8 protein-coding genes are annotated in these 15,734 nt (G+C 40.9%); 6 read left to right on the top strand and 2 right to left on the bottom strand.

Annotated elements, in window-relative coordinates:
- Positions 1-22: 22 nt before the first annotated feature.
- A complete protein-coding gene (locus tag LXL81_RS04480; protein WP_234645508.1) occupies positions 23-2,425 on the bottom strand; it encodes an outer membrane beta-barrel family protein in 2,403 nt (800 codons plus the stop codon).
- A gap of 109 nt (positions 2,426-2,534) precedes the next feature.
- Here LXL81_RS04480 and LXL81_RS04475 point away from each other — a divergent pair, with 109 nt between their 5' ends.
- From LXL81_RS04475 to LXL81_RS04450, 6 genes are all read left to right on the top strand, one after another.
- Positions 2,535-4,202: a histidine kinase gene (locus tag LXL81_RS04475; RefSeq protein ID WP_234645507.1), complete on the top strand. Its 1,668-nt coding sequence runs from the start codon at positions 2,535-2,537 to the stop codon at positions 4,200-4,202.
- Positions 4,199-4,897, top strand: coding sequence for a LytTR family DNA-binding domain-containing protein (locus LXL81_RS04470; RefSeq protein ID WP_234645506.1), 699 nt, complete (start codon positions 4,199-4,201; stop codon positions 4,895-4,897). Before LXL81_RS04475 ends, LXL81_RS04470 begins: the two co-directional genes overlap by 4 nt.
- Positions 4,898-5,355: 458 nt before the next feature.
- Positions 5,356-8,679, top strand: coding sequence for a SusC/RagA family TonB-linked outer membrane protein (locus LXL81_RS04465; protein WP_234645505.1), 3,324 nt, complete (start codon positions 5,356-5,358; stop codon positions 8,677-8,679).
- A gap of 5 nt (positions 8,680-8,684) precedes the next feature.
- The gene (locus LXL81_RS04460; protein WP_234645504.1) at positions 8,685-10,145 is read left to right on the top strand and encodes a SusD/RagB family nutrient-binding outer membrane lipoprotein; all 1,461 of its coding nucleotides are present in this window, start codon (positions 8,685-8,687) and stop codon (positions 10,143-10,145) included.
- A 165-nt stretch (positions 10,146-10,310) separates the two neighbouring features.
- Positions 10,311-12,296, top strand: a complete 1,986-nt coding sequence (locus LXL81_RS04455) for a M1 family metallopeptidase (RefSeq protein WP_234645503.1) — start codon at positions 10,311-10,313, stop codon at positions 12,294-12,296.
- Positions 12,297-13,055: 759 nt separating this feature from the next.
- Positions 13,056-13,487, top strand: a complete 432-nt coding sequence (locus tag LXL81_RS04450; RefSeq protein WP_234645502.1) for a hypothetical protein — start codon at positions 13,056-13,058, stop codon at positions 13,485-13,487.
- A gap of 140 nt (positions 13,488-13,627) precedes the next feature.
- On the opposite strand, the gene LXL81_RS04445 is transcribed toward LXL81_RS04450, so the two are convergent.
- A complete protein-coding gene (locus LXL81_RS04445; protein ID WP_234645501.1) occupies positions 13,628-15,502 on the bottom strand; it encodes a M1 family metallopeptidase in 1,875 nt (624 codons plus the stop codon).
- Between the last annotated feature and the right edge of the window lie 232 nt (positions 15,503-15,734).

The following is a 15,734-nucleotide window of genomic DNA, read 5'->3' as shown; positions in this document are numbered from 1 at the left end:
TAAACAAAGAAATTTCAGCAACCTACTCCCGATTCCCTCTCTTTGCCTGCCTTACCGCCTGGTTCCCCATACCATTCAATCTATACAAAAACGTGAGTCTGTATCTTGAAGCATTAGGCCGGATTATTTGCGTTTGCAGGTAATTATTTCCTGTGGTGGTTGTTTTAAAATCCCGCAGATTAAACAGGTTGGTAATATCAAAAACGACCGTAGCTGTATTTTTTAGCAGGTTTTTACTAATTCCAAAATCAATATTCTGGATGGCTGCGGTATGTCTCTGAGCGTTGCTTTGAGCACTGATCAAATTATAGCGAAACTGAAAACCAAGCTGATGTGCAAGTTTGAGCTGCGCACTGATACGGCTTGTCAGTGCATTACCCAGATAATCAAAATCATGCTCCTGAAACCAACCTGTCTGCTTAAACCGGTAGGCATTTAGTTCTGCATTGAGCTGTAATATTTTCAGCGGGTTATATAAAACAGACAACTCCACACCACTACGGGTTTCACGGTCAATATTGACAGGAGAAGTGATAAAAATCCCCTGCCCGTTTCGGAAAGTGTAATCCTGAATGATACCGGCATTATTCTGATAATAGACCGATGGATTCACAGTCAGCACGTTACCGGTTTTCAAAAACCCAAATTCAAACACATCCGCATAGGAAGGATTTAATTGCGGATTTCCGACATAACGCGCATTAAAATCTGTCAGCTCGTTGAAAGGATATAATAAAGCCAGTGACGGCCGGTTTATTCTTTTGCTGTAATTTCCCTGAAAAGTCGCGTTTGGAGTCAGCTGATAGGTCAGATGTACGGTTGGAAAAAAACGGGTATAACTTCTTGACCGGTCATAAATGTGATCTCTGTCTTCAATTTCAATTCTGGTATATTCTGTCCGCATACCCAATTGGTAAGCCAGATTGCCGACTTTACTTTTTAATTGCACATATCCGCTGCCGATCAGCTCATCATAAATCAGATCATTGTCGATGTTGTCAATGATTGCCCACCTATTATCAATTTGCTGTTCAGCTTTAAATAAAGAAGTAACATTTCTTTTTTCAACCTTCAATCCAAATTCCAGAACCGCATTACTATCCAAAGGCTGAATAAGATCCGTCTGCAGCAAAAAATCTTTGCTTGAACCGATCGAACCTGTTCGGATAAAGGCAGGTGGCTGCTCTGTTGGTAATAACTTTTTGGTTGTCAGATACCAATCTTTGTCACTGTTCCAGAAGTCGTATTGCATATCCACACTGTACTTTTTCCCTTTCCGGTCAAAGAGTTTTGTATAATTAAATTCCAGCTGGTTGTAATCTCTTTTTTCCCAGGATTCGCCATTTCTGAGCAAGGTGCTGTCTGTTTTTGTATTACTGGCATACTGGTATAACAATTCAGTTTTGTCGTGATCCTTTGTAGCATTTTTGAGAAAAGCAGCGGTAATGGTATTCTTTTTATTTAAAAGATAATCTGCCCCGACGTATAAAAGTTTTCCGTCATCGTGGCGTTTCTCGTCCTGCCGCTGGTTTAAAAAAGTACTGACATCGTTATCTTTTGTAACCTGGTTAGTTTTGTATAGACCTACATAATCCGAATACCGGATACCCAGTGTCGCAAACAGATTTACTTTTTCAGATTTAAAATTAAGGCTCGGGCTGATTCTGTTGTCATTCGGAATGCCGCCAACAAGCCGCAATTGTCCGTTAAAACCTGCCTTTTTATTTTTCTTCAAAACAATATTGATGATACCGGCAGATCCTGCTGCGTCATACCGGGATGATGGATTTGTAATGACCTCAACCCGTTCAATCTGATCTGCCGGGATTTGTTCCAGTGCGTTAGCCTGCGTGAGTCCGCTGCGCCGACCGTTGATCAGAACCAAAACATTGCTGTTGCCACGCAGACTTATCACCCCCGAAGGTCCCACACTTACCGAAGGAACCCCATTCAAAAGTTCTGTCGCAGACCCGGTTTGTGACAAAATATCTTTTCCGACCTCAAAGATCTTTTTGTCCAGATCCAGGCTTACTGAGGCTTTCTGGCCGGTCACTGCCACTTCTTTTAACTGAATGAGATCCTGCTGCAATCTGATCGTACCTAAATCAAAAGACTTGGCGGAATTTGTTATTATAAATGATTTCGAAAGCGTTTTATACCCGACGAAACTGAGCCGGATAATCATTTCTCCTTCCCCGGCATTGGCGAATTCAAAGTAACCTTTTTCATCCGTTACTGAGGCAGTAAGGATTTTTGATGACTGATCGGATATACTGACCGTCACAAATGGCAAGGGAGTTTTTAACAGTGAATCCACCGCAAAACCAAAAATCAATCCCGAAGTTTTCGTTACCACAGACTGTTGCGCCATACCTTGAAGACAGCACAAAAAGAGAAATATGCAGAGTTTGTATCGTTTTTCCATGCAGCAAGTTTAGCGTGCGAGAGGCGCTGCGAAATCAAAAATCATTTCAACAGCATTATATCCTTTTGAAATGCACTTTTGTGATTCATCTTCCTCATACCTTTGTTTTATGAAACGCCTCCTTTTTCTTCTATTCCTGCTACCCTTTTTTGTTTCCTGTAAATCCGATATGGTTTATGAGGAATATCCGGTTTTATATAAAAACGGTGACAATATTTTATGGGCTGGAAAACATTATAATGACTCAGACTGGAGTGCCAACCAAACATCAAATGCAGATTCTGTTTTCTGGGTGCGGACACATATCAATATTCTGAAAAACCCGGATGCGATGCCGGGTATCAAGGTCAATGCTTTCGGAGCTTTTGAAGTATACTGGGACAGTGTACGTATTGGATCAAATGGCAGAATATTTCAAAAAAACATCCTGGAAATTCCAGGAACCGAAGCAACTGTTTACAATGTACCGGATTCATTATCCGGAGCGGGCATGCATATACTTTCCTTCCGGGCATCACAGTCTTATCTTCCAAAGGAAAAACGCGGATTTTATGTTGAATTGGATTCATACAAAAGTTTGTTGACACTGCCGCTGGTCATAACCTCGGTGATGAATATCATGTCCGGCGCTTTTCTGATCGCTTCATTATATTATTTCTTTCTATATTTTAACAGCAGTAAACGCCAACAGACAATCCTGATCTTTGCCGTTATCTGTCTGCTGTTTTTCACATTGCTGATCCTTGAATACATAAAATTTTATATTGAAATCCCCTACACAAAATTTTATTTCCGGCTGGAAGCGATTGGTATACTGACAATCATTATTGCAATACTGGTACCTCTTTATTTTACCATTCAGTTTAATTTTCAATGGAAAAAAGTGCTATTGGTGATTTTAGGTATCTCATTAATTGGTATTTACATTTTCAATTACCGGCACTATGATCGTAACGCACAGTATTACAGCATGTGTATGTGGATTGCTTCAACAGTCATCGTACTAAACGCCATACTTCAAAAAGAAAAAGGTGCACTTCTGGTATTATCCGGATTATTATGTAGCATCGTGGTCAACAAATATGTTGTATATGATTTCGGATTATTTATCAGTTTCACCATCATCGTATTATGTATGCTTTATTTGCATACGATCCGCAGCCGGGTAATTGAAGATGAGTATCATTCTTCACTACTGCTCTCGTCGCGGTTGCAGCTTGAACTGGTCAAAAAGAATATCCAGCCACATTTTCTAAAAAATACACTGACTTCACTGATCGACTGGGTGGAAGAATCACCCAAGCAAGGTGCAGAATTCATTCATGCCCTGGCGGCGGAATTCGATATCATGAATACTATTTCCGAAGAAGTCCAGATTCCAATCAGACAGGAAATTGAGCTTTGCAAAGTGCATCTTACCGTCATGCAATTCAGGAAAGAAATTCAGTATCATTGGGAAGACAAGGGCATTGATGATGCAGAGTTTATTCCGCCCGCGCTTATTCACACCATCCTGGAAAATGGTATTACGCATAGTATTCCGATAGCTGGGCATGGAATCCGTTTCTGTTTACAGTTTTTAAAAACGAATACTTATCGTCAATATACTTTTGAAACGATTGCTGAAAACCGGATACCATCCAGGACCAGGAAGGGCGGGACAGGTTTCCGGTATATCCAGGCGCGTTTGACTGAAAGTTATGGTGACAAATGGGAATTCACCTCGGAAGCCACTCCTAACGGCTGGATGTCGACTGTTAAGATTTACACAAAATGAAAGTACTGATCATCGAAGATGAAGCCAGAATTGCCAACCGACTGGAAAGGATAACGCGCAGTTATTTTGAAGAAAACCTGTCGGCCATCACGATTTGTGATTCATTACAAAAAGGACTGAGTTATATTGAAAATAATCCGATTGATCTGTTATTACTTGATCTGAATCTTAACGGAGAGAACGGGTTTGACGTACTTGAATCCGTTGTGGCCGGATCTTTTCATACCATTATTGTTTCGGCTTACACAGAAAAAGCCATCACGGCTTTCAGTTATGGCGTGCTTGATTTTGTTCCAAAACCCTTTGATCAGGAAAGATTGGAGACTGCTTTCAAGCGTATTACAACTACTACAAAAAGTATTGAAAAAAATATAAATTTCCTTGCAGTGAAAAAAGCAGGCACCGTTCGGCTCATTGACATCAGTGAGCTCCACTATATCAAAGGTGCCGGAATTTACAGTGAATTACATCTTCGAAACGGCAGACAGGAACTACACGACAAATCGCTCGAAAAACTGCAACAATTACTACCGGATACCTTTGAACGCATCCATAAATCCTACCTGATTTCGCTTGTCCAGGCAGAAAGAATTTTAATACAGCCCGGCGGCCGTTATGGACTTTTGCTCAAAAACGGAGAAGTACTGCCTGTGGGAAGGTCGCGCTACAAAGATTTAAAAGAGAAAATGATATAATGTCGGACACGACGAATGTCGTTTGTTATTATTATTTGTAAAATTTTATTTATAATAATTGTCACCTTTCAGACAATTAGACTGCCGTATAATCTGAATCAGAATTTAAATTTGTCTGATTTATAAAAACTCCATAGAAATCACTACATAATCCAGATTTACCAAAATTAGTTGAAGAGATTGCTAATATTGGTAAACTATCCGGCAATTACCACGAAGAAATTAGAATTGGCGACCACTAATTTTACAGATAGGAATTACAGTGTAATGTTAGGACCATAATCGCAAACAAATTCTATATGACTGATTCTTTGATTTCCTCAAAAACTACACAGACCATCGGTTAAAAACGCAACCGGAGGTTTCACAACTTTTTCAAATTGACTGCCCGAAATCTTACTCGGATTGTAACAATATTTTCATGGATTTTAATTACTACAACCTATCTACAACTAAGTATGAAACGACCTATCTTAAAATTTACCATGCGCACCATGTTGGTCGCGGGCACTGTATTTTTTTGTCTCCCGGCAAATAATACCGCCAGGGCGGAACGTGCAAAGCAGATTTCCAGGGTAGCAGAAATTGAAATCTCCGGTGTGATTACCTCGAAAGAAGACGGCAGTCCCCTACCCGGTGCGTCCGTCATGGTGAAAGGTGATTTAAACAGCGGTACCACGACCGATGAAAATGGAAAATTCCGTTTGAAAGCCACCGAAAACAGCATCCTGATTGTCAGCTTTATCGGCTACATAACACAGGAAATGCCCGTAGCCGGAAAAAACATAATTAACCTGACGCTGGTTGCTGACCACAGACTTTTGAATGAGGTTGTGGTAACGGCACTGGGTGTTACAAGAGAGAAAAAATCGCTTGGTTACTCCATCCAGGAAGTAAAGGGAGCAGAACTTACCCGCAGCAACGAACAGAACGTACTGAATTCACTTTCGGGAAAAGTGGCCGGTGTGCAGATTACAGCAGGTAGCGGCGCGGTTGGCTCGGGTACCCGAATTGTTCTCCGTGGTAATAATTCATTTGGAAACAACCAGCCGCTTTTTGTTGTCGACGGCGTTCCGATCAGCAACTTTTCCACCAACACAACTTCGGGCGGTGGCGTGGATTATGGTAACGCTGTTGCAGAAATCGACCCGAACAATATCGCTTCCATGTCAGTATTGAAAGGTGCCAATGCCGCAGCTTTGTATGGTTATCAGGCCGCAAATGGTGTAATTTTGATCACAACAAAAAATGGTAGAGGGGCAGGCAAAGGTACTTCGGTCACTTATTCAGGAGGATTTTCTTATGAGAAACCATACATCCTTCCCAAGTATCAGAACCAGTACGGACAAGGCGTATATGGTGAAGAGTATATGTGGAAAAAGAATGGAAATGGCAAGTCTTACCAGGATTATGCAACCTCAACTGGCTTTTCATACAAGGACGGTTTAGGCAATGGCATCAACGATGGTGTGGATGAAAGCTGGGGACCAAGACTGGACGCAGGTCTGCTTATTCCCCAATATAACAGCCCGCTGGATGCCAACGGAAACCGCACGGCGACACCCTGGGTTTCACATCCAAATAACGTAAAGGATTTCTTCCAGACTGGTTATACCATTGATAATTCCGTAGCCATTGCATCCAGCTCCGAAGCTGGCGATACACGTTTATCATTTGGTCAGCAAAAGCAGATCGGTACCATTCCGAACACAGATCAAAAACGTTATACGATCCAGCTTAACACGACGCAGAATATTACCAAAAGGCTGAAAACGAATGCATTGATCAATTATGTCCGTACGGCAAATGACAATCTGGTTGGCCAGGGATATCATTCCAATAACCCGATGCAATCGATTGGTGGCTGGTTTGGCCGTCAGGTGGATATGGCCGATTTGAAAGCACATTATAACGAAACTTTTGCGGATGGAATGCCCTATAACTGGAACAACAATTTCCACGATAACCCTTACTTCAATGTAAACAACAATACACATTCACGTTACAAAGACCGTGTTTTTGGCAATGTTAGTGCCACTTATAAATTTGGCGAATGGCTGAGCGCCATGACCAGGATCGGAACAGACTGGTCGGCTGAGCGACGTATGGAAGTGATCCATAACAAGTCGAATGAGACGTTGACCAGTATGGCCGACAAAACCTGGGGCGGTGGAAAATTCACTGAATCAAAATATAATATCAATGAAATTAATGCCGATCTTATTTTGACAGGCCACGGAAATCAGGCAAAAGACCTGACGTTAAGTTACACAGCCGGAGCCAATTACAGAAACTATAATTACAATTACAGCTCACTGGGCGCCGCTCAGCTGACCGTTCCTGACCTGTTCACTATCAGCAATGCAAAAGGCAGCCCGACAACGGCTATGACAACCAACAAGTTGAGAACCAACAGTGTTTATGGTCAGGCATCACTGGGATTTAAGGATTATCTGTATCTGGATCTTACAGCAAGAAACGACTGGAGTTCTACATTGCCAAGAGGGAACTGGTCATACTTTTATCCATCTGCAAGTCTTAGCTGGGTATTTACGAACGTGATTCCGGTCAATTCGGACATACTGAGTTTTGGTAAACTTCGCGCGAGCTGGGCAAGTGTTGGAAACGGCGGAAGTCCTTATCAGCTGCAGTCTTCTTATATCGCGAATTCCACGCCGTTTAATGGGGTGACACTTTACAGTATTTCAAGCACCTTACCTCCGCTTAACCTTAAACCTGAAAAAGCAAAAAGTACAGAAGTTGGTTTCGAATTACAATTCCTGAACCGCCGTATCGGTCTGGATGCAACTTACTATAACAAGATCACAACGAACCAGATCATGCAGGTCAATATTTCCGGAGCTTCCGGTTATAGCACCATGCAGCTGAACGCTGGTGAAATCCAGAACAAGGGCGTTGAATTGCAATTGACAGCCGGCATTATCCGCAATCCGGGTGGGTTTAACTGGGACATCAGCGCCAACTGGGCCAAAAACAAAAGTATGGTGAACGAGCTTTATCAGGATCCAACAACGGGCCAGAAACTGGAAGCCTACACAATTACTTCCGTTTGGGGACTTACAGTAGACGCGGTTCCGGGCCAGGCTTATGGTGTGATGAGGGGATCAACTTTTGCAAGGGATGCCTCAACAGGCGCGATCATCATCGGAAGCAACGGTTTGCCGACTTACAATTCTACACCAACAGCAGTTGGAAATGTTATGCCCGACTGGGTTGGAGGTGTTACCAACAGCTTTACTTACAAGAATTTCAATTTCAACTTTCTGCTGGATATGAGAAAAGGCGGTGACGTTTTCAGTGTTACGCAGTGGTTCGGCTTGCAGTCGGGTGTTACTGCGCCAACGGTGGAAGGTGGAATCCGCGAAAACGGTTTGATCGTTGGACAGGATGTTCTTAAAAATGAAAAAGTGACGATGGCTGACGGAACGCCAAACACCATTCGTGTTGGAGCGAGAGATTACTTCCAAAGCCTTTGGGGTGGCAGAGAAACGGCGATTGTTGACGGAAGTTTTGTAAAACTACGCCAGATCGAACTAGGTTATCAGTTGCCTTCGGCCTTCATTTCCAGATATCCATGGCTTAAAGGAGCGGGTATTTCGCTGTTTGCCCGTAATGTGGCATTGCTTTACACTTCAAAAAGCAACGTGGCCCATATTGATCCTGAAACCGGATTCGGGGTTGGAAACGACGGGTTGGGGATTGAGCAATACCAGATTCCTTCCAACAGAAGCATAGGTGTTAAATTAAATGTGAAATTCTGATCCATATGAAAAATATATCAACCAGTTTACTAATTCTTTTCCTTCTGGCATTCACCGGACAGTCATGTACCGACGATTTTGAGGAAATAAATACAAATCCAAACAGCCCCGTTGAAGCGCCGATTACCAATGTACTTGGTTATGTACTCACAGATTTCGCCACAAATTATTTCGGTGTTTTGGGTGATATGAACGAGCCATCCACCTATGCGGGTCATTTAGGAAAACTGCAATACATTGATGATTCGCGGTATATGTTCACCTCCACGAATATCAATACACTTTGGACGGTCATTTACCGCGACCTGAAAAATGCCCAGGCGATCATTGACCAGGCAGACAAATCGGGTTCCAAAAATATGAAGGCAACGGGTCTGACCTTGCAGGCTTTCATCTTACAGATTGCCACAGACCGTTGGAGAGATGTGCCTTTTACCGAAGCTTTCAAAGGTGATGCAGGTTTTATTACCCCGAAATATGATACGCAGGAAACGATTTATCCGGCCTTAATCACCCAATTAAAAACCGCAGCCGATTTGTTTGCCGCAGGCGGAACCGATGTTTTGGGAGAAGGTGATCTGCTTTATGGCGGCGATGTTAAAAAATGGCAAAAACTTTGCAACTCTTTGAGACTGCGTGTAGCGATCAGAATTTCAAATGTTAGTCCGGCAACTGCCAAGCCCATTATTGAAGAGATTACTTCTGCCCCGGCAACCTATCCTGTAATGGCAGCCAATACGGATAACGCTTTTTTAAAATGGACCGGATCAAGCCCATACATTGAGCCGTGGAACAGCAACTTCATGACGCGCGATGATCACGGCCCGAGTAATATTCTGATCAATTCCCTTAAACAACTAAAAGATCCACGTCTGGCAGTATATGCCAAACCGGCACCAATCGATGGAGAATACAGAGGTGTGGAAATTGGCCCGCCAACTTCTCCTGTCATTTCCAATTATTCAAGGATCGGTGTGAAATTCCGTGAAGACCCAACAGGATTTTCGCCGATGATGCGGTATAGTGAAGTACTTTTCATCCTGTCCGAAGCGGCTCAGAAAGGCTGGAAAACTGGTTCAAGTACCGCTGAAAGTTTATACAATTCTGGGATAACTGCTTCTTTAAACGAAAACGGAATCACGGATGCAACCGTTATCAGTACTTATCTTGCGGGTTCGGACGTGAAATGGGATAATACCACAACAAAACTGTATACCCAAAAATGGCTGTCGCTTTACAAAAACGGAAACGAAGCATGGGCAGAATCCAGACGGACTGACATTCCTGTGATGCCGGCGGCAACAGGCTCACCATTCACAGGACATACCCGACCGCCATTCCGCTATCCTTATCCACCGACAGAGACGACTTTAAATGCCGGTAACAGTGCTTCATTTATTGCAGAAATCAAAGACAATTTCTGGGGTAAAAAAATGTGGTGGGACACGCGTACTGTCACCAATTAATTGATTTAATATCAAATAAAAAGAGACAGTATTGAGACTTTCGTTTACAATATTGTCTCTTTTTTATGTTTAAACCCGTGGCTGAACCGATTGATAAATCCTGTGCTTTTTAGATTAAATTCTTATCTTGGATTATTAACCCACTCAGCTGTCCTGAAAATATTTATGAAGCATTTTCTCCCGTTATTTTTTTTAATTCTTGCCTATCCGTCTGTTTTTGCTCAGCTGACAGAAAAGCCCAGATCAAAATATATAGCTTCTGAACTGTTTCCTTCATCATCGTTTTTGCCTTCTGGTAATTCGTTTCGACTGGCAACCGGTGAGCCAGGTCCGGATTACTGGCAAAATCAGGTGGATTATAAAATTGATGTTTCGCTGGACGATAAGACTGATATAATTTCGGGAATTGAAACGATCACTTATTCAAATAATAGTCCAAAAGCACTCACGTTTTTATGGATACAAATGGATCAGAATGTTTACAAAAAACATTCAAAAGGACTGGACGCGAAATTATATTTAAGTTATAAGGAAGTAGCTCCTTCATTTACAGGAGGTTTTGCAATTGAATCCATTCTTTTAAATAACCATGACAAAGCAGATTTTTACATACATGATACCAGAATGCGGATCGAACTGACCGAACCGCTTCCTTCCGGACAAAAGATTACCTTTCAAATAAAATACAGTTACCAGTTTCCAAGAAATTTCAGAAATGCTGATTTCAACGTAAACAGAACAGATATTCTGCCTACCAGAAACGGAGATATTTATTCGGTTGCACAATGGTACCCACGTCTTTGCGTGCTTGATGACGTCAGCGGATGGAACGCGCTCCCCTATCTGGGTAACGGCGAATTTTATCTGGAATATGGGAATTTCGATGTTAATATCACCCTTCCGTCAGCCTATATTGTGGAAGCCTCTGGCGATCTTTTAAACCCAGAAGAAGTTCTGACAAATGTTCAGTTGGAACGCTGGAAAAAAGCTAAATCTTCATCTGAAAAGCTAGTTATCCGCACGGCTGATGAAGTTACAGATCCTTCGTCCAGGCCTTCCAAAGCATTTTGTACCTGGAAATTCAAATTAAATTCTGCCAGGGATTTTGCCTGGACCGCATCAAAATCATTCGTATGGGAAGGTCAGGAAATTGTTTTAGCGAGTGGTAAAAAAGTTTTAGGAAGTTCGCTATACCCGGTCGAATCAAAGCATACGGATAGCTGGGAGCGTTCGGGAGAATATATCAGGTTTACTTTGCAGTATTTCTCAAAACAATGGTACGAATATCCGTATAACAAGGCGGTTAATGTTGCATCAAATCTGGATGGAATGGAATATCCGGGGTTGGTATTCTGTTCGGCAAAAGACAAAGGAAATATGTTCTGGGCGGTAGTCAACCATGAACTCGGGCATACCTGGTTTCCGATGATCGTGGGTAGCAACGAAAGAAAACATGCCTGGATGGATGAGGGTTTTAATGCATTTATGGATAATATGGCGACCAAAGATTTTAACGGTGGTGAATTTATCGGCTATCCCGAAATTGATGTTCCCGTAAAAGCACTTTTCGTTGATTCACTGGTCGCGATCATGACCAGACCAGATGTCATCCCGGGAAATCAGGTTTATACAATTCAATATCAAAAAGTGGCTTATTTACTCACTTTGTTAAGAGAGCAGATTTTAGGAAAAGAGCGATTTGATACTGCATTCCGGAAATATATCCGCGACTGGGCATACAAACATCCAACGCCCCGGGATTTTTTCAGCAGCATCAACAATTCGACGGGAGAAGATCTGAACTGGTTTTGGAAAGCTATGTTTTTGGAAAATTACAAGCTTGATCAGAAAATAGCAAACGTGATAAACCCCAAAGACAAATCATCAAAAGCAAAGATTTTCATTGAAAATATCGAAAAGGCTGCAATGCCTTTATATGTGGAAATAACCTTTGAAAATGGAGATAAAGAATCGCACAAGTTTCCGGTAGAAATCTGGCAGCAGGGTTACTCCTATTCGTTTGTTCCTGATTCAGATGGCGTTGTCACTAAGGTCGTTATTGATCCTGAAGGTGTGTTTCCTGATATTAAAACTGACAATAATGTTTGGGCATTAAATCGACAAAAACTTAAACCAAGATCCGGTAAGTGAAAGCATTTCACCATATATCTGTTTGTTTTTAGATTCCTTTACACAATACCACAAAAGTATAATAATGCCTAAAACCAATAGTGACTTCATTTCTAAATGTATTTTTTATTAAAATTTGGCTGGAATACATTTCTTGCAAGCCTGGAAAACCTATCTAAAAACCGGGAAAGGCAATCCATTTTTAAAGCAAGATTAAGCCTTACTTCTACAAGCCCGCTGACAGTTTAAAAGTAAATAATTTCCCAGACCAGACCGGGGGAATTTACAATTGAAGCCGTAATCCATAAGACAAATTATGCATAACTTCTTTCCACCAATAATGTAAATATATAACTATTTCATTATACAGATCTTTCATACCCATCAGGACTACTTAAATTTTCAATTCAGAAAGTGATGCTAAATTCATCTCCACATCTTCCATATATAGTACTATTCAAATAAAAAGGCTTTAAGATTTAAAGATATTTTGTATTAATGAAATAATTCGTAAACTATTGATTAACAATACACGTTTACTAATTAATGAAAATATACTAATTTAATTTTCAAGTAATTTATTCAACCAATCACATAACTATTTTAATAACGAATAGATTGAGACAGCGTATCAAAATTCAGGTTAACATTTCATTCCTGATGTGACATTTAAAATCAAAATTGTACTATAACAATTTTACAATATTTTCTACACCAGAAAGCTTTAAATGATCGGCAATTCCATTGATGTACTGATTCAGTTTTTAAACCATTAAGATTATGACACAAGAACTAAAATATACAGCCAAATCTCCGTTATCGGATCTTAAAAACTCATTTCAAAATTTCCTTTCCGCTTATACAAAAAAAGATAAAGCAAAAGGTGAAGAAAATGTTGTTTCTGAAAACCGTTATTCAGTATTGTATACTCTGAAATCGCAATACCACCATATCGGCTGCTCTTCTCAGGCAGAGGCACAATCGGTATTAGGACTTTTGATGACTGATGGAAACCGGATCCCGGTGGGTATTTATGATGAAAAAACAGACACGTTTGAATGGGAAATTATCGGACAATATTTTCATAGCCAGGATTCAACTATCGATCAGAATAGCCGTCTTGAAGAAATCCTGACAATCTCCCGTGCGCTTCGCCGCAGGGATTCGAGCTGGCAGCCTGGTTACCTTCAAAAACCAAGTTTCTTTGCCTGAGTATCTGACGATTTTAATTGAAAAATGTCGAGGATAGTCTAAGCCAGATTTCTTGAATATAGAAATGTCTGCGTGTTTATTTATGCGCAGGCATTTCCTATTGTTTGTAATCTGTTTGTCAGAATTGCAGGTAATCTCCATTAACGGGGTGATATCCAAACATTGTTTTCAGGCTGCACATCAAGATCAAATGCAGTACCTAAAATTATTTTTTTCAAAGGTTTAGCTGCATTCACACTAATCTTCGTGGTTTTATTTCCCTTCGACCAGCAGGCGATGCTTGATCCTATGGATTTCTGGCTGCCATCCTTAAAATATACCGTCAGATGAACGGGCACAGCCAGATTTCCTGAATTTGAGATCGTAATCTCATGTTTTTTCAGGGTACTCTGCACTTTACTTATTGCCAGATCCGGCACACCTTTTTCAAAAAACCAGCTTTTCCAAAACCAGTTCAGATTTACACCAGAACCTGTATTGATACAATTAAAAAAATCATGAGGCGTCGGATGTTTGCCCTTCCACTGATCCATATAATACTGCATCGCTTTGTTAAACAAGGCATCCCCAAGCATTTCTTTTACGTACAAATATCCAAGTGCAGGTTTCAGGTTTTTGGCAACATATCTGGCCGGTCCTGCAAGCTGGGGCGTTAAAGTCATCACAGGTAATTCCTGCTCAGATCCAACAACTGCGTTAGCATCACTTATGTCGTAGTCAAGTTTGACCGTAGAATCAATTAGCGGATGCAGTAAGAATTCAGAAAGCGTGGCAAAACCTTCATCCATAAATGAATACTTTGTTTCGTTTACACCCACATAAAAAGGAAAAATACTATGAAAAATTTCATGCGCTGTAAGCTCAATTGCTTCCTGTGGCTTTTCCAGAGGACTATTTACGACCATCATAGGATATTCCATTTCCGTTGGTCCGTCAAATATGGTTTCATGTGAAAAAGGAAACGGCACTGCCGGAAATCTGGTGCTAATTAAATCAATCGTTTTATGTCCATAATTTACAATGGGCTGATAATCTTGATGTTTCGGATCAAAAACCGCATCAATCCTGGTGCGCCTGCCCGTTGTTTGATCCACTACTAAACTTGATGCTTTCCACACATAATGATTACTGATACCAAAAGCAAAATCCGTAACATTGTCAGCCTGAAATTTCCAGGTTTTAACATCTTTCCCGTTGGATACCGGGCCGTTCTTAATATCAGCCTCGCTGATTATTTCAACAACCCGGTCACTTTTATTTGCCTTATCAATCAGACTGATAAATTTCGGTTTCAAAACTTCAACGGCGTTTTTCAATTCACCCGTTGCCCAAACCTGATAGTCGCCTGGAACTGTTATTTCAGTTTTAAACTGACCAAAATCGTTATAAAATTCATATTGACCAGTGTAGGGATACTCATTCCATCCGTCAATATCATCGTATACGGTTATACGCGGGAAAAAGTAAGCAATAAAAAAAGCACCGGAATCAATCTGCCCGCCCCGTATAAAGGAATTACGGTTCAGATCATAGGAATAAGTTATGTCAAAATGCACTGTTTGTTTTGGTAAAATTTTACCAACGCGCGCTGTCATATTTGTGCCTCTGATCGTATATTGTTTTGTATCGAGTTCGTTGCTGTTAAAGCTGAATTTTTCAATCACGACACCATCTGTTAAATCCTGTGATTTTACAGGAACGACCCGAATTGCTTCTTTCTGATAGATATTGGGATATAGTTTAAAAACAACTTTGGTCAGTGTATCAGGACTATTGTTGACATACTGAATATTTACGACGCCCTTTAACTTCGCCGTCAGCGGATCAAAACTTACTTTTATTTCATAATCCGACCTGTTTTGCCAGTAGTTTTTTCCAGGCGCACCGCCCGGATCACGCTGCTGTTTTACATACGACTTTTTGATACTGGAGGCTACGGGTAAAACTATTTGCGCACTGATGTTTTGATAAAGAAATGTACTAATAAAAAAAAGAGTTTTGAAGGTTCTGTTCATTACGTTGGGGGTTTACAAAGTCACATTAATTATCAGCAGAAACGCCATGATTCGATCTGAATTGTTCTGAGATGCAAAAAAACAGGACTGTTATCTTATCGTTCAGGATTACCCATGTTCTTAGATCTTACACAAATAAAAATTCCAGTCACCGCTTCCAAGTAAATTTATATCAAAACCGACTTCATTTGAAATAGCGATTCGGGAATATATTCTTTCCTGAGCATATGGT

This window comes from Dyadobacter sp. CY356, from assembly GCF_021440195.1.
In the GTDB taxonomy this organism is placed as follows: Bacteria; Bacteroidota; Bacteroidia; order Cytophagales; family Spirosomataceae; genus Dyadobacter.
This window is presented reverse-complemented; position numbering and strand designations above follow the sequence as displayed.

Coding starts and splice junctions, on each gene's coding strand:
- LXL81_RS04480 (WP_234645508.1), bottom strand. CDS start 2,425: ATGGAAAAACGATACAAACTCTGCATATTTCTCTTTTTGTGCTGTCTT.
- LXL81_RS04475 (WP_234645507.1), top strand. CDS start 2,535: ATGAAACGCCTCCTTTTTCTTCTATTCCTGCTACCCTTTTTTGTTTCC.
- LXL81_RS04470 (WP_234645506.1), top strand. CDS start 4,199: ATGAAAGTACTGATCATCGAAGATGAAGCCAGAATTGCCAACCGACTG.
- LXL81_RS04465 (WP_234645505.1), top strand. CDS start 5,356: ATGAAACGACCTATCTTAAAATTTACCATGCGCACCATGTTGGTCGCG.
- LXL81_RS04460 (WP_234645504.1), top strand. CDS start 8,685: ATGAAAAATATATCAACCAGTTTACTAATTCTTTTCCTTCTGGCATTC.
- LXL81_RS04455 (WP_234645503.1), top strand. CDS start 10,311: ATGAAGCATTTTCTCCCGTTATTTTTTTTAATTCTTGCCTATCCGTCT.
- LXL81_RS04450 (WP_234645502.1), top strand. CDS start 13,056: ATGACACAAGAACTAAAATATACAGCCAAATCTCCGTTATCGGATCTT.
- LXL81_RS04445 (WP_234645501.1), bottom strand. CDS start 15,502: ATGAACAGAACCTTCAAAACTCTTTTTTTTATTAGTACATTTCTTTAT.